Genomic DNA, 20704 nt, shown 5'->3' on the forward strand with positions numbered 1-20704 from the left:
CTTGGTGTGGGATTATGAAAAGCGCGCATTGATAAAGTGAGTTGCAAAACGGCAAGCGTGTTTTCTTTTCAAAACATACCTTGTCGAAGGGCGAACCACGCAAGAACATTAGTGCAAGCTAAAACGCTCCCGGCATATCAACAGCGCGTCTACGGCACGAGGACCTATCGACCTGTGGGCAGGAACGGAAATTCAGATCCTTTGTCAGGCAGATGCGCACCTCCCGCAAATAATCACGATCGCAGGTCACTGCTATGCCATCTTTCTGCATACCCGGATTGGCGGCTGTGAAAGCCTGTTCAAGCACTAGCGGGTTAATCGGGCTGCGCTGGCTTGGTTGGCGATATGCGGAGGGAATGGAAACCCGCTGCATTGCCTGACGCATCGTTGCAAAATAATCGCGTTGCGTCAGACCGCTGCAAGAGCCGTGCTTGCGCCACTGATAAGTGACGAGGCCTGTCGAAGGCATTATATCGGAGAGCTGCTTGGCTTGGGCAAAAGGTACATTGCGAGGTTGCGAGTTATCGCAATCCTGCGGAAACCCCTGTTCATATTGCGGCCAAAGTCCGTGAACTACAAAACCATAAGGTCTGCCGGAGGCGCATTGCTGCCCATTAGCGCGGTCGCCTTCTGCCGCGCAATAGCTTGGAGACCAGGAGAGCGCGAGAACATAAAAATCAAATCCGCTTCCCGTCGCCAATTTCTCGCCCGAAGGCTGTTTGGGCAACTGGCTGGCTGGCACATTCTCCCTATCCTGCGTTGCAGGGCGAGGTGCCGGAACGTCCTGTTCTCGCAAATAGGTCAGAATACTGATGCCGATCAGCGCCGCAAACAGAAGATAGCGGGCAATCTTTCCAGCTGGCATCAGCTGAATTCAATCAGCGCAGTGTACGGCAGCTTCCGCTATAAACATGCCAGCGATCAAAACCGGCAAGACAGAATTCGACATTGTCTCCAACACCGACAAACCCTTGACCGTGCTCCACGAGATACCAGACAGGCTGCTGGCTTCCGTCGGAAAGATGAGCCGTAGCGCGGCAATAATGCCGTTCAACCGCATCCATTTCAGGATCAGCACTGGGTTCGTGGCGTGTCTGCTGCACATCGGTAAAATTGTCGATACCAACCTGCGGCAGGTTTGGAACATGCCTTACCTGATAAGAAAATTTGTTGACGATGCGGTTAAGCACGCGGGCCTGTCCGCAGGTCTCGTCATAGCTTTGAGCCGGGCCTTCGACGTAATCTGCGGCCATGGCAGGGGCGGCAGATGACAGGGCAACACCAACGGCGAAGCTTGCAGCAATCAATGACGAGAAGCGTGACATGGATATATTCTCCGGGACATATTTTATGTGTGCAATTTCAACCAGGGATAGCGTCAGGTCAAGCGTCAACTTGCTCATCCCTTATCCAATCGACCCTGAACCCTGCATTCGGTTCATCACTGAGGATTTTTGACAACGCCGGAAGGATGGTTCGCAACTCAGCTTCCAGTGTAAAGGGCGGATTGACGATGATCATCCCCGTTCCGTCGAGTCGCGGTTCTGCTGACGGCGCTCGAATCATCAGCTCGGTTCGCAATATCTTGGGAATACCAGTATCCGCCAGCATGTCCGTAAAGCGCCGCAGCTGCTGGATATCTTTTACAGGATACCACAATGCAAATGTGCCGCCCGAAAAGCGCTTATGCGCCCGCGCCAGCCCCTCAACCAGGCGGTCGAATTCGCCGCCAACCTCGAAGGGAGGGTCGATCAGCACCAATCCTCGCTTTTCCTTGGGCGGAAGATGGGCTCCAAGCGCCAGCCAGCCATCAAGCTCGGTGACACGGGTTTGAAAATCGCCTTCAAAAACCTCTGCCAGCAGTTTTGCATCCTGAGGGTGCAGCTCCAGTGCTGAAAGCCTGTCCTGTTTGCGCAGCAAATGCCGTACAATAAGCGGACTGCCGGGATAATGACGCATCTGGCCATCGACATTCTCGGCGCGGATAATATCAAGATAGGGCGCCAGCAATTCGGCTACCTGTGGATCGAGCTTGGCTCCCATAAGCCGCCCGACACCGTTTACCCATTCGCCGGTCTTGCCAGCTTCCGTGCCCTTCAAATCATATCGGCCAATGCCCGCATGGGTGTCCATCACACGAAACGCCTGTTCCTTGCGTTGCAGATAAAGGACAATCCGCGTCAGGATGATGTGTTTGACCACATCGGCGAAATTGCCGGCATGATAGGCGTGACGATAGTTCATGCGCCGCTTGTTTCATGATGTTCGCGCTCTCGCAAGATGGTTGATGTTAAAGTTGAAATTATACGACTTGCTGGCCTTCATGGTTCTGTCATAGAGCAGATCAGCATGCTCCATTCCGCAGCATGCGGCAGGTAGATGCATCAATGTCCGGAACCGTAGTCCTCGTTGTGCTTTTTGCAGCGCTCATGCATGCAAGCTGGAACGCCGTCGTCAAATCCGAGGGCGATAAATTTCTCAATACGGTCGTGGTTGTCACCTCAGCGGGATTGATTGCAGCTGTCTGCCTGCCGTTTTTGCCTGCCCCCGCACCGGAAAGCTGGCCATTTTTGGCGGCGTCAGGCGTTGCACAGGTTATTTACCTTGCGCTGGTTGCCGCTGCCTATCGCAGCGGTGATATGAGCCATGCCTATCCTATCATGCGTGGCACCGCTCCCTTGATCGTTGCACTTGCCAGCGGACCTTTGGTTGGGGAAGTTCTTTCCTTGCAAAAATGGATAGGAATAGCCCTGATTTGCGCCGGTGTTCTTGCGCTCGCATTGGAGTCGCGCCGTCGCGTAGGGGCAAATCGCGCCACAACTATTCTCGCCTTGGTCAACGCAGTCGTCATTGCGTCCTATACGTTGATTGATGGCTTGGGCGTACGCCATTCCGGTGCGCCCGCCGCCTATACAATGTGGGTATTCGTGTTGAATGCTGTTCCACTTCTGGTTTGGACGCTTATCATGCGGCGCGGCGAGCTCTGGCCGCATTTTGTCAAACGTACCCGCCTGGCAACAATCGGCGGTGTCGGTACACTCGGTTCTTATGGCCTCGCTCTTTGGGCAATGACCATGGCCCCGGTTGCTGCGGTGGCGGCATTGCGGGAAACCTCGATTCTCTTCGCAGTCGCCATCTCCGCATTTATCCTGAAAGAGCGAATTGGCTCCAAGCGTCTCGCCGCAGTGGCGTTCATCGCTGCGGGTGCCGCCGTAATGCGGATCGCCTGATTTACACCAAATCCGCGCACCGTGATTGCAAGTTTGTCACCAAGACAAAAAGCTGCATTTCTGTCGTTGAATTTTTGCGCTATGCCTAGAGGGCTATGAACAAACCAGTCCTTCTTCGTACAGGGCATTCCGCATGCCCTCATGATTGCCCGTCAACCTGCGCTCTTGATATCGAGATACTCGATTCAGGCATGATTGGACGTGTGCGCGGTGCAAAGGACAACAGCTATACGGCTGGCGTAATCTGCGCCAAGGTTGCACGTTATGCCGAGCGCATTCATCATCCGGATCGCCTGTTGAAGCCGCTGGTTCGCAGCGGTGCAAAAGGTGAGGGCATCTGGAAAGAGGCAAGTTGGGAAGCAGCGCTTGATCTGATTGCGGAGCGCTTCCTCAAAGCTGAAACCGAATACGGCTCGGAAAGCATCTGGCCCTATATTTATGCTGGAACAATGGGGCTGGTCCAACGCGACAGTGTACACCGGCTTCGCCACGCCAAGAAATACACCAACACATTCGACAGTATTTGCACCAATCTCGCGACGACCGGATTTTATGCCGGAACGGGGAAGCTAGCCGGTGTCGATCCGCGCGAGATGGCGAAATCCGATTGCGTGGTTATATGGGGTACGAACGCTGCGGCAACGCAGGTCAATGTTATGACCCATGCCGTCCGTGCCCGCAAGGATCGCGGTGCGAAGATCGTTGCCATCGATATTTATGAAACTGCAACAGTTCGGCAGGCTGATCTTGGTCTTGTGCTGAAACCCGGCACAGATGGTGCCTTGGCATGCGCGGTCATGCACATTCTGTTCCGCGACGGCATGGCGGATTGGGACTATCTAAACGCTTATACAGATGATCCAAAAGGTCTGGAGCGGCATTTGCAAAGCCGCGGGCCCGAATGGGCGGCAGCCATCACAGGGCTTGCAGTCGCTGAAATTGAAGAATTCGCCAGACTTGTTGGAACGACCAAGAAGACCTTCTTCCGGCTAGGCTTTGGCTTCACCCGGCAACGTAACGGTTCCGTTAACATGCATGCCGCCTTGTCAATTCCAGCCATCACCGGCGCGTGGAAATATGAAGGCGGCGGCGCATTCTATTCGAATGGCGGCATTTACAGCATGGACAAGCGGGAGATTGAAGGCCGCGCCTTTGCCGACCCTTCCATCCGCCATATTGATCAAAGCCGTATTGGCGCTGCGCTGACCGGCGATCCGAGCGCGCTTTATGGTGGTCCGCCTGTTATGGCGATGCTTGTCCAAAATACCAATCCGGCCAATGTTGCACCCGAACAGCGCCTCGTGCGGCAGGGCATGATGCGCGATGATTTTTTCATGGCTGTGCATGAGCAATTCATGACCGACACCGCCAAGCTGGCAGATGTCGTGTTGCCAGCAACGATGTTCATGGAGCATGACGATATTTATCGCGGCGGCGGCCAGCAGCACATTGTGCTTGGCCCAAAGCTGATTGACGGACCCGGTGAAGCGCGCTCAAATCTGTTTGTTATCAATGAATTGGCTAATCGTCTTGGCGTTGGCGATCTCCCCGGCTTTGGCCTCGACGAAAAGACGTTGATCGATAATATGATGCATTCCAGCAATCTGCCGGGCTTTGATATGCTCAAGAAATTGCGCTGGCTCGATGTGCAGCCGGACTTTGAAACGGCGCATTATCAGAATGGCTTCAGCTGGCCCGATGGGAAATTCCGCTTCAAGCCTGACTGGACGGGAACGCTATCGCCAAACAGGCCACCCCAATCCATGGGACCGCAGGGGCCTTACCAAACCCTGCCGCAATGGCCCGATTATTTCCAATCCATTGAGCTGGCCGACGAGAAACATCCGTTCCGTCTGGCGACGTCGCCCGCGCATAATTTTCTCAACTCGACTTTTGCCGAAACGCCGACATCCCTTCAAAAGGAACGCAGGCCTGAATTATTGATCCATCCGGAAGATGCGGAAATGCTCGGCATTCATGAGGGCGACCGTGTGGAAATTGGTAATGATCGCGGTGAGGTTATTCTTCACGCGCGTGTTCAACCTTTGACAAAACGCGGCGTGGTGATTTCAGAAGGAATCTTCGCCAATTCGTCCTTTGAGCGCGGCGAAGGGATCAATGTGCTCACTGGCGCCGATGCACCAGCACCCTATGGCGGCGCGGCGTTTCACGACAACAAAGTTTGGGTGAAGGCGGCGACATAAGGCCCTGCTACAGAGCTTTGGTGTTCTAATCGCTAAAAACCGTCCGCCCATCTTTCATCACGGCCTTGCCTTGTGCAACCAGCGCCAACGCGCGGGTATAGGTCTCGTGCTCTACGGAAAGCACACGCTTAGCAAGCATATCCGGTGTATCGCCGGTTTTCACAGGCACTGCGGTCTGGGCAATGATTGGGCCGTCATCCATACCGGCAGTGACGAAATGCACCGTACAACCATGCACGCGCACGCCTGCTTCAAGCGCCTGCTCATGCGTATGCAGGCCCTTGAAGAGTGGCAGCAAAGAAGGGTGAATGTTGAGCATCTTCCCTTCCCATTGCGCGACAAATTCGGGTGAGATAATCCGCATATAGCCTGCCAGACAGACAATATCCGCTTTGGCTTCGACAAGCGCTGCGCAGACAGCTGCTTCATGCTCGCTCTTGGACGCATAGTCACGGTGAGGAATGGCAATTGCAGGGATGCCTTCCAAGTGCGCTACTTCCAGGCCGCCAGCATCCGCCTTGTTGGCGATGACCGCAACGATTTCCGCCGGATAGTCGGCATGTTTGGCTGCCTCCACAAGCGCGCTCATATTAGAGCCACGCCCGGAAATCAGCACTGCAACGCGTTTCTTGGTCACAGCGCCCTGGATCACAACGCCAATGCGCCCTGATAAACAACGCCGCTTTCGGCGCGTGCAATCATTGTGCCTAGCCGTACCGTCTTTTCGCCTTGTGCGTTCAATGCGGCCAATACAGTATTGGCATGTTTCCGGCGAAACCACGACTATCATGCCGATGCCGCAATTGAATGTGCGCAGCATCTCATCGCGTTCCACGCCGCCGGTCTTTGCCAGCCATGAAAATACCGCAGGCACGTTAATCGCAGAAAGATCGATGCTCGCCGTCAGATTCTTCGGCAGCACGCGTGGGATATTATCTGGAAAACCGCCACCGGTAATATGCGCCAGCGCCTTGATCGCATTGGTCTCGCGGATCGCTGCAAGCAGCGCTTTCACGTAGATGCGTGTTGGCGTCAGCAGTGCCTGTCCCAGCGTCTTGCCGGTTTCGAATGGTGCATCTGCATCCCAACCAAGACTGGAAAGCTCAACAATGCGCCGCACCAGGGAAAAGCCGTTGGAGTGAACGCCGGAAGATGCGAGGCCGAGTATAATATCGCCTTCTTCTATATCGCCGGTCGGCAAAAGCTGGTTGCGCTCGGCCGCGCCAACAGCAAAGCCCGCAAGATCATAGTCGCCATCGCGGTACATGCCCGGCATTTCCGCCGTTTCACCGCCAATCAACGCGCATCCAGCTTGCAGGCAGCCTTCAGCTATACCGCCAACAATGGCTGCGCCCTGATCGGGATCGAGCTTGCCCGTGGCAAAATAGTCGAGGAAGAAAAGCGGTTCGGCTCCCTGTACGACCAGATCGTTGACGCACATTGCGACGAGATCTATCCCCACAGTGTCATGAACACCCGCATCAATGGCGATCTTGAGCTTCGTGCCCACGCCATCATTGGCTGCAACCAGTACAGGGTCCTTGAAACCCGCGGCCTTTAGATCGAAAAGACCGCCAAAGCCGCCGATTTCGCCATCTGCGCCCGGGCGGCGTGTTGAACGCACCAGCGGCTTGATTTTTTCGACAAGCAAATTGCCTGCATCGATGTCGACACCGGCCTGCGCATAGGTAAGGCCATTCTTGCCGGGCTGTTCTTCGGTGCTCATGGTCAACTCCAGATTATTGCCCGCGAAATGACACGACTCTGACCAAGCTGCAAGGTCTGAGTGCCGCAAGGGGCTATAAAACGCCACTTATTGACAGTTAGAGCCTTGACCGCACCTCTACTGACTGCCTATCTCCAGACTGAAAAACGAGAATGGCGGTTATGAGCAAAACTCCGGGCAAGGCTGTAACGACAAAAAAACCTCCCGTTCCCGTGGAGATTCCCGACAAGGATATCCATGTCGAGGTGCAGCTAAATTCACTTACCAGCAGTTTCCGTCGTCAGGCCATTTTCTGGACTGCTGCGATGGTCGTGTTTGCGCTGTTCCTGTTTGTATTTTCCTCAATCCTGTTGCCGTTCGTTGCTGGCATGGTGTTGGCTTACTTTCTTGATCCCGTCGCTGACAGGTTACAGCGCCTTGGTCTGTCGCGTCTGCTTGCAACCGTTGTTATCCTTGTCCTCTTCATTGTCACGTTCACGGTGTTGCTGATCATTCTCGTGCCCGTCCTGGCATCGCAGATGAGCGATTTCATCGCGCGGCTGCCAAGTTATGTCTCGCGGCTCCAGGAGCTGATCGCCAGCCGGGATTCGCAGTGGCTCAAGGATTTCATAGGCGTTGATGCTTCCGTTATCCGCAACAGCCTCGATTCGCTGCTTCAGCAGGGTGCTGGCTTCCTCACTACCTTGCTGCAATCGATCTGGAGTTCGGGCAAGACGCTTATTGATGTTGTTGCACTCTTCGTGGTGACGCCTGTGGTGGCGTTTTACATGCTGCTTGACTGGGATCGCATGGTTTCGAAGATCGACCAGCTGGTGCCCCGCGATCACCTCTATACAGTGCGCGGCATCGCTACTGACATGAACAAGGCTATTGCCGGTTTTGTGCGCGGGCAGGGCACCGTCTGTCTGTTGCTCGGGATGATTTACGCAGTCGGCCTTACTGTTGTTGGTCTTAATTTCGGGCTGCTCATCGGGCTTTTCGCAGGCCTCATCAGCTTCATACCCTATGTTGGATCGCTGGTTGGTCTGGTATTGGCCCTCTGTGTGGCATTGGTGCAGTTCTGGCCGGAATGGGGCGGTATCGTCGGTGTCGCGATCGCATTTGGTATCGGCCAGTTCATCGAAGGCAATATCCTGCAGCCAAAGCTGGTTGGTCAGTCTGTTGGCTTGCATCCTGTCTGGCTGATGTTTGCGCTTTTTGCCTTCGGCTCGCTCATGGGGTTCACAGGCATGCTGATTGCCGTGCCAACTGCCGCCGCTATTGGTGTGCTGGTGCGGTTTGTCATCAATCGTTATCAGCAATCCCCGCTCTACACAGGCGATTTCCGCAAAACCGACGAGACAAAACAAATCAGGTGACAGTGCGCCGAGCTAGGTTGTATTTGTTCGCGCCATGAATGACACGACAAAGCCCCGCCAACTGCCGCTGGACCTTGGTCACGAGCCTGGCTACTCCCGCGACGATCTCATTGTTTCCGGCACCAACATGGCCGCTGTCGACATTGTGGATCGATGGCCAAACTGGATTTCACCGGTTGTCATACTGGCGGGCCCGACAGGCTCCGGTAAAACCCATCTTGCAGCTGTCTGGAAGGCGGAATCGAACGCAATGGTCATCGATGCGCGCAATATTGCTGCCGCCGCTGGTCAAACCGGGCCTTTTTTGATCGATGATATAGGAACAGGACCAATCGATGAGTCCGCTTTGTTCCATTTGATCAATAATGTCCGACAAAGCGGCAGCAGTCTTTTGATGACCTCGCGCATCTGGCCGGCAAATTGGCCTGTAACCCTGCCGGATCTTGCATCGCGCCTGAAGGCCGCTACCACCGTCGAGATTGGCGAGCCGGATGATCTGCTGCTCTCCGGCGTACTCTATAAGCTTTTCGCAGATCGCCAGATTGCCGTGGACCCGAATGTCATTGGTTTCCTGGTCAGCCACATTGAACGGTCGCTCTCGACCGCGAATCGGGTGGTGGAGCGACTCGACCGTGCCGCCCTTGAGAAAAAATCCAAGATAACCCGCGCTCTGGCGGCGGGGGTCGTTACAGCATTGGACGAAGGGCAGGCGGCTTTCGACCTCTGAGCGCTGCCAAAACCGCTGTCAAACCTGCGACCTTCCGGCACGGTTCAGTTTTTTATTGGATTTGTTGAATTTATAGCTTGCTTCTCGTCTCCGGAAACTCTAGTCAGGCAACCGTTGAAGAACACGGAGCGTAGCGCAGCCTGGTAGCGCATCTGGTTTGGGACCAGAGGGTCGGGAGTTCGAATCTCTCCGCTCCGACCACTTCAACGACGATTGCTGCTGGAACTGAAGCAAAGCCTGTAATATATCGGAATTGCAGACAAAAGGATTTCTTCAATGGCCGCGCGCATTTATCGCCCCGCAAAAACCGCAATGCAGTCCGGCAAGGCCAAAACCGAGGCCTGGATGCTTGAGTTTGAGCCGGAACAACCACGTAAGGTTGAGCCGCTTATGGGTTATACCTCATCGGGCGATATGAAGAGCCAGATCCGCCTTTCCTTTGAAACCAAGGATGAGGCAATAGCTTACGCCCAAAAGAATGGCATTGCCTATTCGGTGCAGGAACCGAAGGAAACACGCCGTCGCGTTGTATCCTATTCGGAGAACTTCCGATTCGACCGCATGCAGCCTTGGACGCATTGATTTACAACAGATTGGTCCCGTAGCTCAGCTGGATAGAGCACCGGCCTTCTAAGCCGACGGTCACTGGTTCGAATCCAGTCGGGATCGCCACTTCTTCAAAATTCAATATTTATGGATGTTCAGGTTTCTTTGGGCTCGGCAATAAGGCCGTTTTTCTGATCGTGCCGCGATATTATTTCTCGTAAATGATGCGATAGCCGCCGATAATGATCTGCTGTCTGTAAAGATATATCTTCTTTTTGCCCGTCGCGAGACGATCGAAATACTTTTTCTTGGCCGCTTTCCAAACGGATAATCCGCTCCTCGTGTTCCCGGACGGCTTTTCTCAGTCTTTCAACAAACTCGCTATGCATAATTCCCATATAACGGCTCCGAGAAAATCCATTATCCAATATAATCGATTCTGCGCATGACACGGATATTGATGTCATTGCACCGGTCTGCCTGCGAACGCAGATCCCCCGCCCACCTCGATATGACAATTTCCTCCTGGGTACCTTGATGAATATCAAGGCGAGGTGAAAGCTGTTGTCATAATACTTAAAATTGTATGCATTCCATGTCGAGGTTTATTTAACCCCATTTTCACAATGTCCTGCCGCTTGCATTGCTGCGCTATAGAGCGCATTCCCCAGGAATCGCCTTTATGAAGTACCATGAAAACGGCGTTTCGCGTCAGCTTGCGCGTCGGTAGAAGGCGAGAGACCCGGCAAGGGCCAGCAATGCGCCGCCACAAATCCGGTCCAGCCACAATGCGCCTGATTGCTTCAACAGCTTGACCGCGCGTGACCCAAGCAGTGCATAGCCAAACATGACAATGGCGTCGATCATTGCAAAGGTCAGTGCCAGCGCCAGATATTGTGGAAATTGGGGCTGATCAAGCACAACGAATTGAGGCAGGAACGCCGAAAAGAACAGGTAACCCTTGGGATTGGTAATAGCGACAAAGAAGCTCTTGAGGAGCACCGAGCGGGAAGAGGGGCCTCCGCCAGCCTCCCTATGCGAATTCGTAACCTCGAGCGTTCCTCTGGACCGCAAAAGCATGATCCCGAGGAAGGTCAGGTATCCAACGCCTATCCATTTGACCACGGAAAACCAGAATTCGGATGCAGTCAAAAGCGCGCCCAAGCCAAGGGCCACTGCCCCGATGAGCACGAAGTCTGAAAGAACTGCTCCCACCATGCCCACGCTTGCTGTTCGAAGGCCGTAGCGCGAACCATTGGTCAGTGCCAGTAATACTGTCGGCCCCGGCGTGGCTATGCCTATGAACGCCACCAATGCGAAAGCCAAAATCGTCAAACTTGTCATCATCTATCCCCCATACGTCAGAACATGGTGACCTCATTCTTGCCCGCCATCAACATAAAATTAAGCCAGCCACAACGCTTCCTGTTTGCAAAACCACCAGCGCCGCCATGTCGGAACTTATCGATGTCGGGAGAATTGAAGTCTTCAACAGGGTGCGCAAGCTCTCCGGCAGAACGATACTATTTGAGCAAGAACGCGCTCCGGTGTCCTTCGCCATTGATTTGCCGTGGCTTAAAGCGGTAATGCTGACCGATGAATGACGGAGTTGCCAGATAATACATGGAAACCAAAGCCAATTACTTTATCGTGGCGGTCTTTACGGTCGTGGTGGCGCTTCTGGCGGCGGGGTTCTTTTACTGGATCGGCCGTTATGGCGAGCGGCGCGATACGAGCACGCTTGAAATCAGAGTTCCAGGCTCTGTGACTGGTCTTACCGTCAAAAGCCCGGTTTTCTTCAATGGCCTGAAAGTTGGTGGGGTAAGCAGGCTTTTTATTGATCAGGAAAATCCTGATGCGGTTATCGTTCAGACTGAAATTGCTTCCACGACGCCGATCACCCGCTCAACAGTGGCAACCTTGGCTTTCGAAATACTTGCTGGCGCTGCACGTATCGAGCTTACCGGAGGCAAGTCCTATGAGCCAAAGCTGCTTGAAGAAGCTGCCAAGGAGGACACGGTTGCACGCGTCGATGTCGATCCAAGTTCGTTGAAAACGCTTGTCCAGACCGCGCAGGACTGGATCGAGCGTGTGGACAAGGCAACTGACGTTACCGAGCGCTACATAGAACAGGCGCGGGGCCCATTGCTTGAAAGCGTTCGCAGCGCCAAGGCTTTTTCCGAAGATTTGGCCAGCAGCACTGAAACCATTGATGAATACGGCCGCAAAGCGCAAAAGCTGGAAACAACAATGCATGATGCGCGCGATGTAATTTCGCGCGTCAACAAGGCGTCCACGAAGGTCGATGAGACTTTGCTAAAGGTTGATAAACAGCTTTCCAATGACAAGGACAGCATGGTCAGCGAAATACGCGGCAAACTTGAGGATTATCAGAAACAGGCAAAGGAACTGGATGCGCGCCTGCAAGCGATTGCAGGCAATCTTGACACTCTGACCGGTGACAAGCTCCGCAACGCCCAGAAAGTGATTTCTGAAAGCCGTCGTGCTGTTGAGCGTATTGAGAGGGGCGTTACAAACTTCCAGGACGATCCGCAAAAGTTGCTTTTTGGCGAGGACGATACCGTTCCGGAATATACACCAAAGCGCTGACCGAAAGGTTAGGGCTGATTAAAAGAATTCCAGTATCCGCCATATTGGTGGCCCAGATATAATACGATGGGGATGATAATAAGAAAAAGAATGAGATAGCCCCAAACCGGCGTCAGGTAGGGCGCATAATCGTCTTTTTCTTTGTCACCCTCGTCCATCATGGCTTCAAAGCTGCCTATCCGTAGGTATTACAGCTAACAAATACGTCGAAATAGAAAGATGCGCCGCGCAAACCAAGCCGCACAGCGCACGCTTCTATAATATATCACAATGCTCCTTGAAGCGTATGCGCCACAAGCACCTATAATTATTTAGAATGCTGCTTGAAACGCCGGTGAGTGAAACCACCTTTGGCGCGTTTCAATATATCCGACAGCTTATTGCTGCTAGCCGGCTTGGTAGGCATTTCCGAGCGAACCTTCTGCAATATTTGTGGGGTCGCGCAGCTTGCATTATGGGGCGTATGAAGGGTCACTTCTCCCATGTTTGTCACTCCCTGAAGAAGAGTAAATATTAGCCGGTTTAAGCCGGTACTCTCCACCCGAACAAGCAGGATACGCCCAATTAATTATTGGCACAATAAATTTTGACATAAGGGATCGATCAGCGCCGGCCGATACATTCAACATGCTGTGATAGCGGTATAGGCAGACACGGCTGGGAAGCTTTAGGCTGGCGCTCCGCACTTTCTGCGATCAATCGAACGGCTCATCGACTCAATCTGACCTTGCAGCGCTCCGGCCTTTTTCTGATTTTCGGTACGATAATCCGGCAGGACGGGACCAAGACCGACAATCACGTCCGGGTCCTGATAGCCTTGGCCATTGGTAAGGCGGCTGACTTCCGCCATGGCCTGGCTGCGTTGCGCGATCAGGGCCGGGCATTGAACCGTGTCATAGCGCAGCGACGAAATTTTCTCGTTATCAAGCTGTCCCTGGATATTCCCGCAACCTGCAAGCAGGGCGGTGAACATGATTACTGGAAAGAGCCTCGTTCTCATATGCCAATATCCTCGATGGTGGGCAGCGGGACATGAATGGGGCAATGAGTTTGTTTTGGCAAGGCGAAACGCGGGTAATCTGCATCAAATTACCAGTTATGGTTGCGTATGTGCCGGAAACACGATCTCGCTTGGTGCATAAATCGATCCCGCAGCGGAAAGCCACTGGTTGATCCTTCGCTGGGTCAGATCGCTTACCCGTCAACTCAAGAGTATAAAGCCCCCGCATTTCTTTAAACATCGTCACACTCAGTCTAAACGATTGAATTATTTGGCGGGTCGAGAAGGAAAACTCAATAATATTAGGCTTTTGGCAAAATTAAATGAGAGTGCAGATTAATAATGAACAGTAAGCCCAGTGCTATCGTTTGATTTAATTAAAAAACTCGATTGAATAAGTATGGATTAACAGTTTTGGCTTGCGGTCCATGGCATGTCGCACGTATGATTCTGTTTCCGGGAGCCCCCGGCAGTGCAACACAAAAGTGAGGAGACAGGAATGCCTGGTTTGCTGCACCCACTTCATGAAGGCCATGCGCCTATCATCTTGCATAACGCCTTTCAGGACGCGATTGACGCCTTGGAAGACTGGGAACTCGGCAGGGACGAACCCGTAATAGACGTCAATGAGAGACAGGTTGCTATCAGCACTGTGTTCCGGCGTTTGGGAACCTGTACGGATATACTCCCAGCGCGCACACTGGCTGTCGTGGAGGATCTTTTGCCTTTGCGTTCAGCCGAATTCAAAGCCGGTACATCGACTTATGCCGATGCCGCCTACAGCCTTTGGGAACTCTGCCTGCAGAAGCGCGCTGCAAGCAATGAAATACGCCAATAGGCTAAACCGACAGTTTGCGTAAAAACACCCGCCGGTCAATCCAGACCAGCGGGTGTTTTCTTATGTCGCTGAAAGGATCAGCTATTAGCCGCCATTTTTCTCCAGCCAGGCTTTCATGTCTTTGATTTCGCCTTCCTGAGCGGCAATGATCGTTTCCGCCAGTTTGCGGATTTCGGCGTCCTTGCCATATTCGAGTTCAACCTTTGCCATGTCGATCGCACCTTGGTGGTGGGCAATCATTCCGAGAACGAAATCCTTATCGGCATTGCCTGTGAACTCGATGGCCATATCCTTGTGCATTTTCGTATTGGCTTCCACGAACGCTTTTGAGGAGGGGGACTGATCACCCTTCTGCGCCTTCATGGAATCCTGTTTCATGGCCTCGTGCCCGCTATGCTCCTGCGCCAAAGCAGGCGAGGCAAAAGCGACGAGGCAGATGAGGGCAGCATTTCGGATGAGTTTCAAAGTCATGATTCAGTCTTTCATCTAAATGATAGTGGCGCTGTTTGATAACAGCCGTTGCTCATCACATTGAAATCAACTTCGGGTTATGCGGCGCGCGCGGCCGCTAATCCTTTGGCAATATCGGCAATCAAATCTTCCTTGTCTTCCAAGCCGATCTGCAACCGGATAACGGTCCCTGCATAGTTCTTGCCGGTGATCTGCCTGTCGTTGAGCCGGACATGAACAGCCAGACTTGCAAAACCGCCCCATGAATAGCCCAGGCCGAATATCTCAAGCGCATCCAGAAAAGCGTGCGCCTGTGCCTTGCCGCCCTCAATGACAATCGAAAAAACGCCGCCGCCGCCCGTAAAGTCGCGCTTGTAAATTTCGTGTCCCGCATGACTTGGCAGGGCCGGATGCAGAACTTCCAGAACGCCATCCTGCTTTTCCAGCCATTCGGCAATTGCCAGCGCATTTTCTGCGTGCCGTTCCATCCGCAGCCCCATGGTCCGCAAGCCGCGCAGAACCTGATAGGCATCATCTCCACTGACGCATAGACCCAGCGCCGTATAGGTCTGCTCCAATGTCTTGAAGTGTTTTTCATTGGCGGAGACTGTGCCCATTAAAATATCCGCATGGCCGGAGGGATATTTGGTCACGGCGTGAATCGAAATATCAACGCCGTAGTCCAAGGCCTTGAAATGAATCGGTGTTGCCCAGGTATTGTCCATCATAACCACGGCCCCGGCTGCGTGTGCCTTTTCGGCAATTGCCGGAATATCCTGCATCTCGAACGTGTTTGAGCCGGGCGATTCGGTGAAGACCACTTTGGTGTTTGGCTTAATCAGCTTTTCAATGCCGGCACCGATGAGCGGATCGTAATATTCGACTTCAACACCCAGTCTTTTCAACGTTGTGTTGCAAAAATAATGTGTATTGCCGTAGCAACTATCGACCATCAGAAGATGATCACCCGGCGAAAGGAAGGCCAAAAGTGGCAGCGTTACCGCCAATAGGCCGGATGGAACGAGCAGCGTGCCAGCCGATCCCTCAAGCTCGTCGATAGCGCGGCAAAGCGCGTCTGTGGTCGGTGTTCCGTGGGTGGCATATGTGTAGGGTTGATTCCCCGTTGCCATGGTCTGCGCGTCCGGAAACAGCACGGTTGAAGCATGCACGACCGGCGGGTTGACGAAACCATGATAGTCGGTGGGATCATAGCCGCCATGTGCAAGTCTCGTATTTATCCCAAGTTTTGAACGAGATTGCTTATCCATGACAGGTCCTCCAAATTATCGGCTTAATTTTAGGCTTGTAGGGTTACGTCGATAATCGCACTGCATGACGGTTGCAACAGGAGAAGGATTTTTGATTGGCTGATACATCGTCCATCGCGCAACGATTGAATCGTTCTCTTGCCCGCTATTTGCATGTCGTCACCGCGCGTCCACATCCGGATGGAGCGGCGGCTTGGACGAGATCGATGTCCATGGCGGTCGCGTTGATCGTCTTTCTTGTACTGTCACTGCATCCTTATGACGAGTATTTGTCGCGCATGTTCACATCGCCGGACAGTGATCTACGCAATCTGCGCTTGATTACAGATATCGGACTGTCAAAATGGTATGTAATTCCGGCCTTCATTATCATTGTCTGCCTGATCGCGATTGATTGGCAGCATTTGCCAGTCCCTCGGCGAAAGCGGCTGCATCTCGTTTACACGCAGGCAACCTATGCCTTTTGGGCAATCTCTCTGGCCGGAACATGTACCGCTATCGCCAAATTCTTTATCGGTAGAGCCCGCCCACCCTTCATTGATACGCTTGGCACGGGTCATTTTTCTCCATTTGCAGGTGGTGATGATCTTGCCAGCTTTCCTTCCGGCCATTCAACCACCATGGGGGCTGTCGGGGCGATACTGGCTTTATGGTTTCCCCGCTGGCGGGTTCCGATCATCCTTGCCACTATGTTCATCGCTTTTACCCGAATCGTTGCACGGGCGCATTATCCGACCGATACCGTGGCGGGCTATAGTATCGGCTTCCTCGTCGCGATAACGCTGGCAAGATTTCTTGCTCGCCGCCACGTCATTTTTCGTTGTGAACGGGGCCGGTTTTTCCCGGTTATAGGCTCGTGAATACTTTGCGGCAGTAGTGATTCCATACAACATCATGGAAATACATCGTGGCATGAGTGCTTTGCGGTCCAATGAGAGCTTGCAATATCCAGTGCTGATCTACTGAGTCCGAATTTCCGGCTTTGGCCGCGAATTTGAAAATTTTGCGCCCGTTTTCATCGAAAAAAGAAAAACTGAGTAGAAAATCAGCGGTTTTTCGCTTCGCGTGCAGCAATTTTGACGTTCTTGCTTCAAAATTGAGCAAATATTCTCCCTTGACCAAACCCTCAGAATGCCCTTCGATAGATAGGTGAATGGGAGAGGCATTGGGGCCCTTTTCGGGGCTGGGGTAAATAAACCGATGTAAACTTACCTCTCTGGGAACGACTACAACAACCAAAGGGCAAATTAATTATGAAAAATCTTGTTTTGAAGGGCGTACTGGCGGCTTCGGCGTTGGTCCTTCTTGCCAACGTCGCTTCAGCAACAGTGCTTGAAGATGTAAAGAAGAAGGGCTTCTTGCAGTGCGGCGTTAACACAGGTCTTCCTGGCTTTGCAGCGCCGAATGACAAGGGCGAATGGTCTGGTTTTGACGTTGACTATTGTAAGGCTGTTGCTGCTGCTGTGTTTGGCGATGCAAGCAAGGTTAAATATACGCCCTTGTCTGCAAAGGATCGTCTTCCTGCTCTGCAGTCCGGCGAAATCGACGTGTTGATTCGCAACACCACATGGACACTCAGCCGCGATACACAGGGTTTTGATTTCCCGGGCGTCAATTATTATGACGGCCAGGGCTTCATGATCAATGCGAAGAAGCTTTCGGGAATCAACTCCGCGCTTCAGCTATCGGGCGCATCGGTATGCGTTCAGGCCGGCACAACGACCGAGCTTAACCTTGCTGATTACTTCCGTACCAACAAGATGGAATACAATCCTGTTGTGTTCGAAAAGGTTGAAGAGGTTAACGCAGCCTATGATTCCGGTCGTTGCGATGCTTACACGACCGACCAGTCTGGTCTTTATGCCTATCGTCTGGCGCTGACTGCTCCTGATGACCATGTTGTTCTGCCGGAAATCATTTCCAAGGAGCCACTTGGACCGGTTGTCCGTCAGGGCGATCCACAATGGGCCGATATCATTCGCTGGACTCATTACGCCCTGTTGACTGCTGAAGAATTCGGCATCACCCAGGCCAATGTCGAAGAGTTGAAGAATGGTGAAAACCCTGAAGTCAAGCGTATCCTTGGTCAGGAAGCCAATACCAAGCTCGGTACAGACCTCGGTTTGACCAATGATTGGGTTATCAACATCGTCAAGGCAGTTGGCAATTACGGCGAGATTTTCGAAAAGAATCTCGGTTCCGGTAGCCCGCTCAAGATTGCCCGCGGCATCAATGCTCAGTGGACCAAGGGTGGCTTGCAATACGCGATGCCAATTCGCTAATCGCATATAGCTAATGATGAAATCGGAGAGGGGGCGCTGGCCTCCTCTCAATTTACTATAATAATAAAAATAATAAGAACAAGAACTTAGCAGAAATGAGGGGCCAATGGCATCGCAGGATATTTCGCCTGGCACAGATAGCGGCAAAGTTTCGCTTTTAAACGACCCAAAATTCCGTGGTTATCTTTTTCAGGCTTTAGCACTGCTTATCATCGTTGTGCTGGGGTACTGGATCGTTAACAACACCATCGCCAATCTTCAGCGCGCGCGGCTCGCTACAGGTTTCGGCTTTCTCGATGGCCGCGCTGGTTTTGATATCAGCAGCAGTCCGTATGTCTCCTATTCCAGTGATTCAACTTTTGCCAAGGCGCTTCTGGTCGGCATTCTGAATACGCTGACTGTGGCGATTGCGGGTATCATCACTGCAACCATTATCGGCTTCATTATCGGTATTGGCCGGCTTTCGCATAACTGGCTTATCCGCAAGATTTGTACGGTTTATGTGGAGCTTTTCCGCAATGTTCCGCCGCTTCTGGTTATTTTCTTCTGGTATTCCGGTGTGCTTGCTGTGTTACCCCAGGCACGCCAAAGTATAGCTCTGCCTTTTGGGACATATCTGAACAATCGCGGATTTTATGTTCCGTCATTGATTATGGGTGAGGGTGCCTGGCTGGCGGGTGTCGCTTTCCTGATAGCTGTCGTGGCGACTTTGCTGGTTCGACGCTGGGCCCATAAGCGTCAGATGGCAACAGGTCAGCCGTTTCCGGTTGGTCTGACAGCGATTGCCCTCATTGTCGGTCTGCCGTTGTTGGCGCTGGCCGTCAAAGGCTTTCCCATGACGTTGGACTATCCAATCCTTGGCGCCTTCAATCTGAAAGGTGGCTCGCAGGTCGGACCTGAGTTTATCTCGCTCTATCTGGCTCTGTCGTTCTATACGGCGGCCTTTATCGCCGAGATCGTCCGGGCCGGCATTCGTGGTGTTGGCAAGGGACAGAGTGAAGCTGCCCATGCTCTAGGCTTACGTGCAGGCACGACAACACGGCTTGTTGTTGTGCCACAGGCAATGCGCATCATCACGCCGCCGCTGGCCAGCCAATATCTGAATCTGACCAAGAACTCCTCACTCGCGATTGCAGCCGGTTATCCGGATCTCTTTGCCGTCGGGGGAACGATCCTGAACCAGACGGGCCGCTCGCTTGAAGTGGTCGTTATTTTCATGATCGTTTACTTGAGCCTCAGTATTCTGACGTCGCTGTTCATGAATTGGTACAACGCCAAAATGGCACTGGTGGAGCGCTGATCATGACAGACACCAATATTAGTTTCGTTCGTCAGGAAATGCTGCAGGGTCAAACTCCGCCCTTGGGTGAACGCGGCATTGTGCGATGGGTGCGGGTTAATTTGCTTGCAACGCCGGTCGATGCTGTTCTGACCGTCTTGGCACTTCTCGTTCTGGCATGGTTTTTACCGCCACTGATCAACTGGCTATTTATTCAAGCTGCGTGGGTCGGGCCGAACAGGTCGGTATGTGCGACCGTGGCACAGGGCGGTTTGCAGCCAGATGGCTGGTCCGGCGCATGCTGGGCCTTCGTGAACGCCAAATTCGGCCAGTTCATGTATGGTCCTTACCCCATTGACCAACGTTGGCGGGTCAATCTTGTGGGCATCATGTTCGTTGCCCTCCTGATTCCACTTCTGATTCCAAAAGCGCCCTACAAGGTACTGAATGCGATCGTCTTCTTTTTCGTATTCCCGATCGTCGCATTCTTCCTGCTGGTTGGTGGCTGGTTCGGCCTTCCCTATGTCGAAACCTCCGTTTGGGGTGGCCTGCTGGTTACGCTGGTTATTTCCTTCGTTGGTATTTCCGTCTCGCTTCCTCTCGGCATAGCACTGGCACTTGGACGGCGCTCGAAAATGCCGGTCATCAAGATGCTGTGCGTCATTTTTATCGAAATGGTGCGTGGTATTCCGCTGGTGACGGTCCTGTTCATGGCCAGCTATATGCTGCCATTGTTCCTGCCGCCGGGCGTTTCATTCGATAAGTTCCTGCGGGCGCTGATCGGTGTTGCGCTGTTCGCCTCGGCCTATATGGCGGAGGTGGTGCGTGGTGGTCTGCAAGCCATCCCGAAAGGGCAATATGAAGGTGCGGATTCGCTTGGACTCGGTTACTGGCAGAAAACTGGCCTCATCATTCTGCCACAGGCGTTGAAACTGGTAATCCCAGGTATCGTCAACACCTTTATCGGTCTGTTCAAGGATACATCGCTTGTTTCGATCATCAGCATGTTCGATTTGCTCGGGACGGTGCGTCAGCACTTCAACGATACAAATTGGTCATCGCCGCAAACCCCCATGTCCGGTCTGGTTTTTGCCGGTTTCGTCTTCTGGATTTTCTGCTTCGGCATGTCGCGCTATTCCATCTTCATGGAAAATCGTCTCGACACTGGCCACAAACGTTAGGAGCA

21 protein-coding genes, 2 tRNA genes and 1 pseudogene are annotated in these 20704 nt (G+C 53.0%); 14 read left to right on the forward strand and 10 right to left on the reverse strand.

From position 1 onward, the window contains the following. Window positions 1-118: 118 nt before the first annotated feature. Genes QFZ34_RS18725 through QFZ34_RS18735 form a run of 3 tightly spaced genes read right to left on the reverse strand, consistent with a single transcriptional unit; the run spans window position 119 to window position 2244 of the window. Window positions 119-865: a ribonuclease T2 family protein gene (locus tag QFZ34_RS18725; RefSeq protein WP_307284079.1), complete on the reverse strand. Its 747-nt coding sequence runs from the start codon at window positions 863-865 to the stop codon at window positions 119-121. Window positions 866-878: 13 nt separating this feature from the next. Beyond that, window positions 879-1325: a hypothetical protein gene (locus QFZ34_RS18730; protein ID WP_307286481.1), complete on the reverse strand. Its 447-nt coding sequence runs from the start codon at window positions 1323-1325 to the stop codon at window positions 879-881. 58 nt (window positions 1326-1383) lie between these two features. Next, complete coding sequence (locus QFZ34_RS18735) at window positions 1384-2244, reverse strand: 23S rRNA (adenine(2030)-N(6))-methyltransferase RlmJ (RefSeq protein WP_307284082.1); 861 nt, start codon at window positions 2242-2244, stop codon at window positions 1384-1386. A 143-nt stretch (window positions 2245-2387) separates the two neighbouring features. Here QFZ34_RS18735 and QFZ34_RS18740 point away from each other — a divergent pair, with 143 nt between their 5' ends. Together QFZ34_RS18740 and QFZ34_RS18745 are read left to right on the forward strand one after the other, a co-directional pair. Continuing rightward, entirely contained in the window at window positions 2388-3230 is an 843-nt protein-coding gene (locus tag QFZ34_RS18740) for an EamA family transporter (protein WP_307284085.1), read from the forward strand. 95 nt (window positions 3231-3325) lie between these two features. After that, window positions 3326-5434 carry a molybdopterin oxidoreductase family protein gene (locus QFZ34_RS18745; RefSeq protein ID WP_307284088.1) on the forward strand — a complete coding sequence of 703 codons (2109 nt, stop codon included), beginning with the start codon at window positions 3326-3328 and terminating at the stop codon, window positions 5432-5434. A gap of 25 nt (window positions 5435-5459) precedes the next feature. Here the strand turns inward: QFZ34_RS18745 and purN are convergent, their stop codons facing one another. Together purN and purM are read right to left on the reverse strand one after the other, a co-directional pair. Beyond that, window positions 5460-6086, reverse strand: coding sequence for a phosphoribosylglycinamide formyltransferase (gene purN, locus QFZ34_RS18750; RefSeq protein ID WP_307284091.1), 627 nt, complete (start codon window positions 6084-6086; stop codon window positions 5460-5462). Further along, window positions 6083-7160, reverse strand: a pseudogene (gene purM / locus QFZ34_RS18755) (phosphoribosylformylglycinamidine cyclo-ligase). The gene purN and the pseudogene purM overlap by 4 nt, the downstream one beginning before the upstream one ends. A 152-nt stretch (window positions 7161-7312) precedes the next feature. Here purM and QFZ34_RS18760 point away from each other — a divergent pair. The 5 genes from QFZ34_RS18760 to QFZ34_RS18780 all read left to right on the forward strand — a co-directional run bounded on the left by QFZ34_RS18760 (window position 7313) and on the right by QFZ34_RS18780 (window position 9917). After that, entirely contained in the window at window positions 7313-8518 is a 1206-nt protein-coding gene (locus tag QFZ34_RS18760; RefSeq protein ID WP_370878816.1) for an AI-2E family transporter, read from the forward strand. A gap of 34 nt (window positions 8519-8552) precedes the next feature. Then, window positions 8553-9245, forward strand: a complete 693-nt coding sequence (gene hdaA / locus QFZ34_RS18765; RefSeq protein ID WP_115051762.1) for a DnaA regulatory inactivator HdaA — start codon at window positions 8553-8555, stop codon at window positions 9243-9245. Between the two features lie 124 nt (window positions 9246-9369). Next, window positions 9370-9446, forward strand: a tRNA-Pro gene (locus QFZ34_RS18770). Window positions 9447-9521: 75 nt separating this feature from the next. Beyond that, entirely contained in the window at window positions 9522-9827 is a 306-nt protein-coding gene (locus QFZ34_RS18775) for an ETC complex I subunit (RefSeq protein ID WP_307284099.1), read from the forward strand. Window positions 9828-9840: 13 nt separating this feature from the next. After that, window positions 9841-9917 (forward strand) — tRNA-Arg (locus QFZ34_RS18780). 29 nt (window positions 9918-9946) lie between these two features. Here the strand turns inward: QFZ34_RS18780 and QFZ34_RS18785 are convergent. Then, window positions 9947-10189, reverse strand: a complete 243-nt coding sequence (locus QFZ34_RS18785; RefSeq protein WP_115051760.1) for a hypothetical protein — start codon at window positions 10187-10189, stop codon at window positions 9947-9949. A 313-nt stretch (window positions 10190-10502) separates the two neighbouring features. Beyond that, complete coding sequence (locus tag QFZ34_RS18790) at window positions 10503-11135, reverse strand: LysE family translocator (RefSeq protein ID WP_307286484.1); 633 nt, start codon at window positions 11133-11135, stop codon at window positions 10503-10505. Window positions 11136-11242: 107 nt separating this feature from the next. Between QFZ34_RS18790 and QFZ34_RS18795 the strand changes: the two genes are divergently transcribed. Both QFZ34_RS18795 and QFZ34_RS18800 read left to right on the forward strand, forming a co-directional pair. Then, window positions 11243-11395 carry a hypothetical protein gene (locus QFZ34_RS18795; protein ID WP_307284107.1) on the forward strand — a complete coding sequence of 51 codons (153 nt, stop codon included), beginning with the start codon at window positions 11243-11245 and terminating at the stop codon, window positions 11393-11395. A gap of 19 nt (window positions 11396-11414) precedes the next feature. Beyond that, the gene (locus QFZ34_RS18800; RefSeq protein WP_307284109.1) at window positions 11415-12401 is read left to right on the forward strand and encodes an MlaD family protein; all 987 of its coding nucleotides are present in this window, start codon (window positions 11415-11417) and stop codon (window positions 12399-12401) included. 667 nt (window positions 12402-13068) lie between these two features. Here the strand turns inward: QFZ34_RS18800 and QFZ34_RS18805 are convergent. Next, on the reverse strand, window positions 13069-13401 hold the full coding sequence (locus QFZ34_RS18805; protein ID WP_162802409.1) for a hypothetical protein: 333 nt from the start codon (window positions 13399-13401) through the stop codon (window positions 13069-13071). 499 nt (window positions 13402-13900) lie between these two features. Here QFZ34_RS18805 and QFZ34_RS18810 point away from each other — a divergent pair, with 499 nt between their 5' ends. Further along, window positions 13901-14239 carry a BRA0787 family protein gene (locus QFZ34_RS18810; protein WP_115051756.1) on the forward strand — a complete coding sequence of 113 codons (339 nt, stop codon included), beginning with the start codon at window positions 13901-13903 and terminating at the stop codon, window positions 14237-14239. Window positions 14240-14323: 84 nt separating this feature from the next. On the opposite strand, the gene copM is transcribed toward QFZ34_RS18810, so the two are convergent. Then, entirely contained in the window at window positions 14324-14710 is a 387-nt protein-coding gene (gene copM, locus QFZ34_RS18815) for a CopM family metallochaperone (RefSeq protein WP_115051755.1), read from the reverse strand. Window positions 14711-14787: 77 nt separating this feature from the next. Then, the gene (locus QFZ34_RS18820; RefSeq protein WP_115051754.1) at window positions 14788-15957 is read right to left on the reverse strand and encodes a cystathionine beta-lyase; all 1170 of its coding nucleotides are present in this window, start codon (window positions 15955-15957) and stop codon (window positions 14788-14790) included. 95 nt (window positions 15958-16052) lie between these two features. Between QFZ34_RS18820 and QFZ34_RS18825 the strand changes: the two genes are divergently transcribed. From QFZ34_RS18825 to QFZ34_RS18840, 4 genes are all read left to right on the forward strand, one after another. Next, window positions 16053-16817, forward strand: coding sequence for a phosphatase PAP2 family protein (locus tag QFZ34_RS18825; protein ID WP_307284116.1), 765 nt, complete (start codon window positions 16053-16055; stop codon window positions 16815-16817). Between the two features lie 393 nt (window positions 16818-17210). Beyond that, complete coding sequence (locus tag QFZ34_RS18830) at window positions 17211-18239, forward strand: amino acid ABC transporter substrate-binding protein (protein WP_115051751.1); 1029 nt, start codon at window positions 17211-17213, stop codon at window positions 18237-18239. A gap of 106 nt (window positions 18240-18345) precedes the next feature. After that, the gene (locus tag QFZ34_RS18835) at window positions 18346-19539 is read left to right on the forward strand and encodes an amino acid ABC transporter permease (protein ID WP_307284121.1); all 1194 of its coding nucleotides are present in this window, start codon (window positions 18346-18348) and stop codon (window positions 19537-19539) included. A 2-nt stretch (window positions 19540-19541) separates the two neighbouring features. Then, on the forward strand, window positions 19542-20699 hold the full coding sequence (locus QFZ34_RS18840; RefSeq protein ID WP_115051749.1) for an amino acid ABC transporter permease: 1158 nt from the start codon (window positions 19542-19544) through the stop codon (window positions 20697-20699). Window positions 20700-20704 lie beyond the last annotated feature (5 nt).

Source organism: Phyllobacterium ifriqiyense (assembly GCF_030817885.1).
Classification (GTDB): domain Bacteria; phylum Pseudomonadota; class Alphaproteobacteria; order Rhizobiales; family Rhizobiaceae; genus Phyllobacterium; species Phyllobacterium ifriqiyense.